Raw genomic sequence first — 8573 nt, 5'->3', positions numbered from 1 at the left:
GTCGTGTTGAATTAAATGTACAAAAAATAGCTGTCGAGACTTTCTCGACAGCCTGACCGCCTCTTAAAGGCGGTGTTTTTGCGTTCGCGAGGACGAGAACCCTACAAGGGGTTCGTCGGAGCCTACGCTTCGGGAGGATAGCTTCGCAGTCGGCCCGAAGGGCCGCATCCCTTCTGAGGAACAATGTAGCATATGACCTCAATAGCAGTTTCCCCATTATCGCGCACAGAACACAAACTCTCTCGGACCATAGGACCATAGGTTCGCTATTTCAGAAAAAACGGCCCAATTTAGAATTTAAGGGACACCACATCCGTTATTTAGCTTTTCCATAGGCAAATTCCCCTCATTTTTCCTAAATAACGGACTTCAGGTCCGTTACCGAACCAATAAGAGCGTTTTCCCCGCAAATAACGGACCCTGAGTCCGTTAAAGGCAATGCATCACCGCCACTTGCTCTGTAACTTCTGCGGACAGCCCTGTCCTATCGCCAAGCACTGACCCGCTCCGATTTCTTCACGAAAATGGAAGACAACGCTCTCGCTCGCGCGGTCAGAAGTGTTTTCCTTCCTTCAGGCGTGCGAGTATAGACCAGTTCGGCAGGGCCGATGTGCTTGCGCCACAGCTGGGCAAACCGTTCCGCGTGTTCTTTTCGGCGACCGATTTCCTCCGGCACGGCATGATAATCCCGTTTCTTCACAAACCAGCTACGCGATTCACGGTATAGAAGATAACGCGGATTATCGATCGGGTCCAGCACCTGCTGCAGCGAATCCAAAAAGAGTGTTTTTTCCTGAGTGGTTCCGTCCCTCAGCCAACACGTGACGGTTCCTCCCACTTCCTCCGCTTTCAATCGGTGAATGCTTGGCACAGATTCGACCAGCTTCATATCGAACAGGGCCGTATAAACGACGAGTCCAACCTCACGGATACTTCGCTCCAGCGACTGATGCCGCGCCAGCATTTTGATGGCTTTATACACCCATGGGCTGGATACGAGTAAGGCAACGGCAACCGGGATTAGTATATTGAACCAGGCCGGCGCGTCCGATTGAAACAAATGCGGAGACGTTAACGTCTCGCTGAAGGCGCCAAATCCCAGACCAACGGCGAATAGGAGTACGGCTTTCACCGTATGGGAAAACACTACAGGCCTAGGAATGCTCTCTCGATCCGTCGTCAGTTCTTCCGTCATGGAGCTGTGAAGGGCAATCGCCGATTCCCAACGCCCCTTCAGAAGATGCCGCTGCATCGCACGCTCCAATGTGCGGCGGTTATAACCCTTAATGCTGTCTGCGGTACGCCTTTTCCGAAGATCAAGACCCATGCGTTCCAAGCCTGACTCTATGGTCTGGTGCGAGATCGATAAACCTACGAGAGATCGAAATCTTCGGGCAAGCGAGCCCAAATCTTCGCCGCCATCGCTCTTGGCTGTATCTATGCAGGCCAGATGCCAGATCGCTCCGGTCTTATCGGGATTCCCGCGCTGCGCGCGAATCGCCCGCCCTCTCATCTGATTGGACAGCATGAACGAACCGACATATGATGCCATGACCAAGGAATTGATTCCGGGAGCGTCCCACCCCTCTCCCAGAAGAGCCGCCGTACCAACCAGCACCCGGATTTCTCCCTCTGTAAACACTTCCGTTATGATGGCGACGATATCCGAGCGGTTCGCATCGCGTACATCAATCGTTACATAGCGGCTGTCATGCGCAAGCGGGCGCTCCGATAAGTGAAGACCTCGCCGATCGGCACAAACCCTGGCTAAAGGAACAGCCTTTGCCGGCAGCACAACAAAGGAGCCGGTCAGAATTCCGATAGGCAGCTCATGCTCGCTCTGCGAACCGTTTTTCTCAGCCAGCTGCCTTCTGATTAACTCGAAAATGGGGACAACGCCAAGCCGATGAAGCGGCTTCTCGTCAGCTGCATCCTTCGGCAGGTCCTCCTTACGGATATAATCGGTCAAAATCACCATCCGTAAGCTCTCCCCCAGCATGGAACGCTCGAAATCAAGAATACGGCCGATGCCGTGCAATTTCGAAACGCTCTGAACCAGCATTTTGTCAAATGCCGGCGTAGAACGCATATAAACCCTCCGGCGTTCAATCATGCCCATTCGGCTGAGCCTCTTCTGCAAGCCCTTTAACTCCGGCAGCTCACGATCCAGATGCGGATCTTTATACAGCATGCCGCTAAGGAGTTCCTCCAACCACTCTTCCGAAAATTCGGGCGTTTCCCTCTCATTCATCCCGAGCAGCTTCACCGCTTCCTTCCAGATGGGCTGATCGGCGGCACGCAGATATAGCACCATGCTGGAGTAATACTCGGGCGAGGATAATATTTCTTCGGTATACGTTTCGGATTGCGCAATCCAAGGATGATTGACAATCAAATCCGCCAGGAACTTATCCCGGACCAGCTCGTCCTTAACCTGCGCTGCCTGCAGCCGAAATTCCCGGAGTTTAGCCGCCTCCTCTTGAGTAGGCATGGTCAAACTTATGTAATCCTGATGTGGGCACAACTCACCATGACGGACCAGCTCCGGGACGCTAATCTCTTCATCGATGGGACCGCAAAGCTCGATATACCGCTGCCATTCCCTTGGATTGACATCATATGGCGGTGTGGCAGTAAGGGCAATCTTCGTCGGCTGGTCCAGCATTTCGCACAGCTGCATAACACTTTGCCACCAAGACATCCGGAGATGATGCGCCTCGTCAAAAATGACTGTATGATAGCCCTGTCGCCTCAACAATTCCAAAGTTTCTTGAGCCTCGGTACCGTTCGTGATATCATCCTCGCTGGCGCTATCTATCACCTCCGCCTCAGAAGCTTCCATGACCATTTCGGGATCCCTGTCGTTCTCTTCTTCAACCTGATGCGCTTGCTCTATCTCCGCCGTGCCTTTCTTCCTCACAGAGGTTTGTTCCCCAGCAGTACTAAGCAGGCTATGAAGGGCTTGATAGGTCGTAATCGTTACCAATGCCGGTCGCTTGAGCGAGGTAGAGATCCATTCGGGCTGTTCTTGATGGTCTAGGTATAATTCCACGAACCGGCTCGCCCATTGCTGCTTGATGGTAAGTGTCGGAGCCAGGATGATCGTCGGCCGGTTAATGCGCAGCATGATTTCCAGTCCAAGAACGGTCTTCCCCGAACCCGGCGGCGCCACCAAGTGCAGATGCCGATTCTTCAGATGATGCTCCAGCCCGTGAAGCACTCTTTTCTGATAGGAGCGCCAAGGATAACGAAACGACAGATTACTCGGAAAAAACTTCATGGATTCCTCCAGTTAGATGCACCTCTCTTTCTTCATCGGATTGTATAAGAAAAACGTCTGCCGACGTACGTTCACAGAAGACAGCCGCGTGTAAGGATGTTTTTCTTGCATTATCGATTAGGTTCAGCTGCGCTGAAAACTATACTCGATAATCTAAAAAAGTGATCCTTGACCTTACTGTAATTCCATGTGAATAAGCGGAAACGGCTTCCCGGAGCCGTCCAGCTCGGAGCGGCCGGTTTGCACGAAGCCGTATTTTTTATAAAAGGCATAGGCCAGGGGGTTCTGTTCATTCACATCGACTTGCAGCCTCCGCCCCTTGAGCTGTTCGGCATGCCGGATCAGCTTCGTTCCCGTGCCTAAGCCGTGATGGAGGGGATCCACAAACAGCATTTCGATTTTGGACCCATCCAGCCCCATAAATCCAACCGGTTCCTGTTCGGTATTCAAGCCGACCCAGATCTCTACGGCTCTCAGCGCTCCGTTTTGCATCATCTCATAATAAAACCGGATATCTTCCTCCGTCAGGAAATCATGCGTTTGGGATACGGCACGAAGCCATATTTCCACCAGCCGATCATGATACTCTTCTGTATAAGGCGCTATATGCAACATCATGCTTCATCCAGTCCCTTCCAAATCATTCGATCTCATCGATATTCATGATATCGTGTAAATTGCTCTATACTATTATAGTGGAATCCGGTACATTAATCAGAGACTTTATCTTATCAGGAAGGAGAGAAGAACATGCCGTTATGGCTTATATATGCATTGCTGTCGGCGGTCACGGCGGCTCTTGTCGCCATTTTCGGAAAAATAGGCCTGCAAAACATCGATGCCAATTCGGCAACGGCCATCCGCTCTGTCATTATGGCCCTGTTTCTGCTGGGAGTCGTGGGGGTTCAGGGCAAATTCTCGGAACTCGGTGACATTCTGGTTCAGAAGAAAGCATTAAGCTTCATTGTGCTCAGCGGGATTGCCGGGGCATTGTCCTGGCTGTTTTATTTTCTTGCGCTAAAATACGGCAAAGTATCGCAGGTAGGACCTATCGATAAATTGAGCGTTGTCCTCGCGGTCATTCTGGCCTTTGTGTTTCTTGGAGAAAAGATATCCTGGATTAACGCAGCAGGCGTTGCGCTCATTGCCGTTGGCGCTCTTCTGGTTGCCGTTAAATAAGGCTCTACATAAAACCGCTGCTCAGCGGCTTTTTGTTCATTCTTTTATTGCTAAAACCTATCAATATTATCGCATTTATGTATTTCTAATTATAAGATAAACATGTCACAATGAGGATAATTCATGTGTGAGGGAGTTGTTGTTATGTCAGAGCAAGTATGGAAAGCACACGATTATGATCGGCAGTTATCGTTTGTCTCGGCTTATGGAAAAGACGTAGTAGAGCTTCTTGCGCCCCAGCCCGGAGAGCGAATTCTTGATCTCGGCTGCGGAACCGGCGATTTGGCAAATGAAATATCCGCTTCGGGTGCAGATGTAACCGGGATGGATGATTCGGCCGAGATGATTGAGCGCGCCAAAAGCAAATACCCCGGACTTACGTTTCTGGCCGGAGACGGCGAGAACTTCGAGACCGAATCGCCGTATGATGCCGTCTTCTCCAATGCCGCCCTGCATTGGATGAAGGATGCTGGTGGTGTCGTACGCTCCGTCTATGGCGCACTCAAGCCCGGTGGCCGATTCGTAGCGGAGTTTGGAGGCAAGGGAAATATCGACGGAATTTACCAAGCCTTGAAATCGGTATTCGCCGACCATTATGGAATGGATGCCGACACCCGTAATCCGTGGTATTTTCCCAGCTTGGGCCAGTATGCGACCTTGCTTGAATCCTATGGATTCCGGGTGCATATCGCCTATCACTTCGACCGTCCCACGAAGCTGCCTGAGGGCAAGGATGGCGTGAAGTATTGGCTGCTGCATTTTGGCGACCGTTTCTTCGCTGGATTCTCGGCTGAAGAGAAGGACGAAGCCATTGCCCGTATCAGCCAAGCTGCCCGGGCGACGCTCTGGCATGAAGATGCATTTTATGGAGATTACAGGCGCCTGCGAGTCTTTGCAGAGAAGGTTTCATAATTTTAGGGTTGATTTTCTAAATAGAATGGATAATAATATGAAAAACTTGAAATGTAATTTTCGTTGATTGGGAGAGTAACTGCACTTGACTTTAGTCCAAGCGAGCCGGGAGGGTGGAAACCGGTACAATGTCGGCGGTGAAACGGACCCAGGAGATGGTCTTCCGAAATGCAATATCGTAGGAAGCCCCGGCTTACACCGTTATCGTATCAAGGTGGTTAAACCCTCTGTGGTTTAACAACAAGAGTGGTACCGCGAGCACAAGTCCTCGTCTCTTTAGGAGATGAGGGCTTTTTTATTTTTCTGACGTGTTTTGTTTATTTTTCAAAGGGGGATTTAACGTGTTAAGTCATTTGATTACTTCGAGGCTTCAACAAGCTGTAAGCCAGGTGTGTGAAGATATGGGCGTCCAACTGCCCGATTCTACTCCAATCCGGATTGAGCAGCCTGCCAGCATGGAGCATGGGGACTATGCCACCAACATTGCAATGCAGCTTGCGAAGCTGCTTCGTAAAGCTCCGCTGCATATTGCCGAGCTGATTCAAGCCGAGCTTGAGCAGGATACGACCTATAAACAGCTTGTCTATGCCACGGAGATTGTTGCCCCAGGTTTTATGAATCTGCGTATCGATTGGGAATATTGGGCTGGACATCGCTTTGAATTGCCTTCGGCAACGAACGAGAAGATTGTCATTGAGCATACTTCCATCAATCCGAACAAATCCGCTCATATCGGCCATCTAAGAAACTCCTGTATCGGAGATACGCTGGTCAGGCTGATGAGGAAGCTTGGTTACGAGGTGGAGGTTCATAATTATATCGACGACCTTGGCAATCAACTGGCAGATACGGTGGTCGGGATGCTCCACACGCCGCTGTCAAAGGAACATGCCCGGTTCGGCGATTACTGCTGGGACGTGTATTCAAGTACCAATAAGGCCTACGAAAGGGAGCCTGGGCTGGTTCAGCATCGGACCGAGGTCCTGCACGCACTGGAAGAGGGTAACCAGAATCTGTCCTGGATCGGACTGCTCGTTGCCGAGAGAATTGTCAAAGAGCATCTTGAAGAAATGAAGCAGTTCGGCATTGACTATGATCTGCTCGTGTGGGAGAGCAGCATTGTCAGAGAGGGGTTCTGGGCGTCCGCTTTCGAGCTGTTGAAGAACACGCCGCTCTTCCATCAGGAAACCGAGGGCAAACTTGCAGGCTGCTGGGTACTCAAACAAACAGGAACGGAAAACGTGGACGATCCGGAGTCAGACCACAGCATGGATAAAGTGCTCGTGCGCTCCAATGGCATCCTAACTTACACCGCCAAAGACATTGCCTATCATCTGTGGAAATACGGTGTGCTCTCCAACGATTTTGTATATAAAAAATTCACAAACGAGGTTTGGACGACGAGCACTCACGGCGAGCAGCTCTCTTTCGGCAAAGCAGACATGGTCATCAACGTCATTGATTACAGGCAGCAGTACCCGCAGGCGATGGTGAAGCAGGCGCTGGAAAGCTTGGGATTCCATAAAGAGGCCGACAAGCTCCGTCATGTCAGCTACGGCGTCGTTTCGTTAAGCCCTTCTGCCGCTTCGGATCTCGGCATCGATACTTCTGACGGGAAAGCATCCTACGCGATGTCCGGACGTCAGGGGATCGGAATTAAAATCACCGAGCTTATCCATCAAGTAGCCAAGGTCATCGAAGACACCCGTTCCGATAAAAACGGTTTATCCAGTCATACGATCGCAGTTGCCTCCATCCGTTACTATCTGCTTCGCTTCGCACTGCAAACCGAGGTGGTGTTCGATTTGAAGCAGGCCACTGAAATATCAGGAAATACGGGGGTATACCTGCTCTACTCCTACGCGCGTGCACTCAGCGTGCTCAATAAAGCGCAAGAAGCGGGTGTTTCGTCGTCGGTGCCTGCCCGGTTCCCTGCCATGGAAAAAGCGGAGCATGCGCTCCTTCGCCATATCAGCACCTGGCATGATACCCTGTACGCCGCCGGCCGGGATCTATCTCCAAGCGCCATCTGCAACTTTAATTATGAGCTGTGTTCCTTGTTCAACAATTTTTACTCGGCATGCCCAATTCTAAAATCGGCGGATGAAGTGCTCCGGTTCCGTGTATGGCTCACTTCCTTATTTAAAAACACTCTTGGAGAAGCACTGGATGTACTGGGACTGCCCACGCCAAGCCGGATGTAAATCTCCCTCGGAAGAGATTAATGAATGACGCTGTACTAAAAAAGCCACCGTACGATTCATCTTGAATACGTACGGTGGCTATCATAATATTATTGCAATCCTCTGACGGTCAGTCTGACCTGGACGGCATCTGCTGCAGGCTCTTCCTGCAAGGTCCAGTTGACGGCCAGCGCTTCCTTCAAGCGAGCGACCTGATCCTCCTGAAGCTTCAGCCCCTCAATAATGCCTTCACCTACACTAAAATCGGATTCTGAGCTGATGCGGAAGGCTTCCTCCAGCCAGATTTTTAACCCGTTGCGGGTATTAAACGTAATTTTGTACCCCTCGCTAACGGCCTTTTCTAAATCTTCCCCATGTTCTTTTGCATAAGAGAACAATTCCTCATAGTGAAAATGACCATTGTTCGCGACTTGGAATCTCTCGACCTCACCCGAGCGCACAGCCTCCAGCAGTTCGGAGGTAGTTAGCCCCGATTTTCTGGCATGCTCCAATAAAATGGCGGTATTCTGTGAGATTTTCGTAAGCTGCATGCTCGACGCCTCCTCAATTATGTAGCGTAAAGTACTTTTTTCTTCTATTATAAGACGAAACCGCTAGGATGTCAGACACTTCTCAAAACATAAGCTATATTCGCTCCCGATGTATTCGCCAAACGGTTCAACCTGGGCATATCCCAGCTTCTTATAAAAATGAACGGATTCCTCCTGCGGCTCGCCTGTTTCCAGGCGCGAAAAACGATAACCCCGATTCTTCGCTTGCTCTTCCAGATAGAGCAGAATCCGAGAGGCTACTCCTCATCCTCACGGGACGTTCTTGTCCCAGTCGGGATACGGCCTTCCAGGCCGACTGCGAAGTAATCCTAACGAAGCTTATGCTCCGACGAACCCCTTGGGGTTCTCATCCTCACGGGACATAAAAAGACACCGTCATTTGACGGTGTCTTCTTTTTACGTCCCAGAAGGGATTCGAACCCCTGACCGACGGCTTAGAAGGCCGTT

Annotated in this window: 6 protein-coding genes, 1 pseudogene and 1 other annotated feature; of the genes and pseudogenes, 3 read left to right on the top strand and 4 right to left on the bottom strand. The window is 50.7% G+C overall.

Features of this window, described 5'->3' with window-relative positions; translation table 11 throughout:
• Nucleotides 1-484: 484 nt before the first annotated feature.
• Nucleotides 485-3280, bottom strand: coding sequence for a DEAD/DEAH box helicase family protein (locus DP091_RS28890; RefSeq protein ID WP_113061495.1), 2796 nt, complete (start codon nucleotides 3278-3280; stop codon nucleotides 485-487).
• 174 nt (nucleotides 3281-3454) lie between these two features.
• The gene (locus tag DP091_RS28885; protein ID WP_113061494.1) at nucleotides 3455-3898 is read right to left on the bottom strand and encodes an acetyltransferase; all 444 of its coding nucleotides are present in this window, start codon (nucleotides 3896-3898) and stop codon (nucleotides 3455-3457) included.
• Nucleotides 3899-4030: 132 nt separating this feature from the next.
• Between DP091_RS28885 and DP091_RS28880 the strand changes: the two genes are divergently transcribed.
• The 3 genes from DP091_RS28880 (at nucleotide 4031) to DP091_RS28870 (ending at nucleotide 7575) form a co-directional block, all read left to right on the top strand.
• The gene (locus DP091_RS28880; RefSeq protein ID WP_113061493.1) at nucleotides 4031-4459 is read left to right on the top strand and encodes an EamA family transporter; all 429 of its coding nucleotides are present in this window, start codon (nucleotides 4031-4033) and stop codon (nucleotides 4457-4459) included.
• Between the two features lie 144 nt (nucleotides 4460-4603).
• Nucleotides 4604-5371 (top strand): class I SAM-dependent methyltransferase, encoded by a 768-nt coding sequence (locus tag DP091_RS28875; RefSeq protein WP_113061492.1) that lies wholly within the window; start codon nucleotides 4604-4606, stop codon nucleotides 5369-5371.
• 54 nt (nucleotides 5372-5425) lie between these two features.
• Nucleotides 5426-5650: a binding site (T-box leader), on the top strand.
• Between the two features lie 62 nt (nucleotides 5651-5712).
• Nucleotides 5713-7575 (top strand): arginine--tRNA ligase, encoded by a 1863-nt coding sequence (locus DP091_RS28870; protein WP_113061491.1) that lies wholly within the window; start codon nucleotides 5713-5715, stop codon nucleotides 7573-7575.
• An 89-nt stretch (nucleotides 7576-7664) separates the two neighbouring features.
• Here the strand turns inward: DP091_RS28870 and DP091_RS28865 are convergent, their stop codons facing one another.
• On the bottom strand, nucleotides 7665-8105 hold the full coding sequence (locus DP091_RS28865) for a hypothetical protein (RefSeq protein ID WP_113061490.1): 441 nt from the start codon (nucleotides 8103-8105) through the stop codon (nucleotides 7665-7667).
• Nucleotides 8106-8168: 63 nt separating this feature from the next.
• Nucleotides 8169-8357 (bottom strand): annotated as a pseudogene (locus DP091_RS28860) (GNAT family N-acetyltransferase); the annotation flags it as partial.
• Between the last annotated feature and the right edge of the window lie 216 nt (nucleotides 8358-8573).

The sequence above is a fragment of the Paenibacillus sp. MDMC362 genome, from assembly GCF_003269305.1.
Lineage (GTDB): Bacteria > Bacillota > Bacilli > Paenibacillales > Paenibacillaceae > Paenibacillus_AQ.
This window is presented reverse-complemented; position numbering and strand designations above follow the sequence as displayed.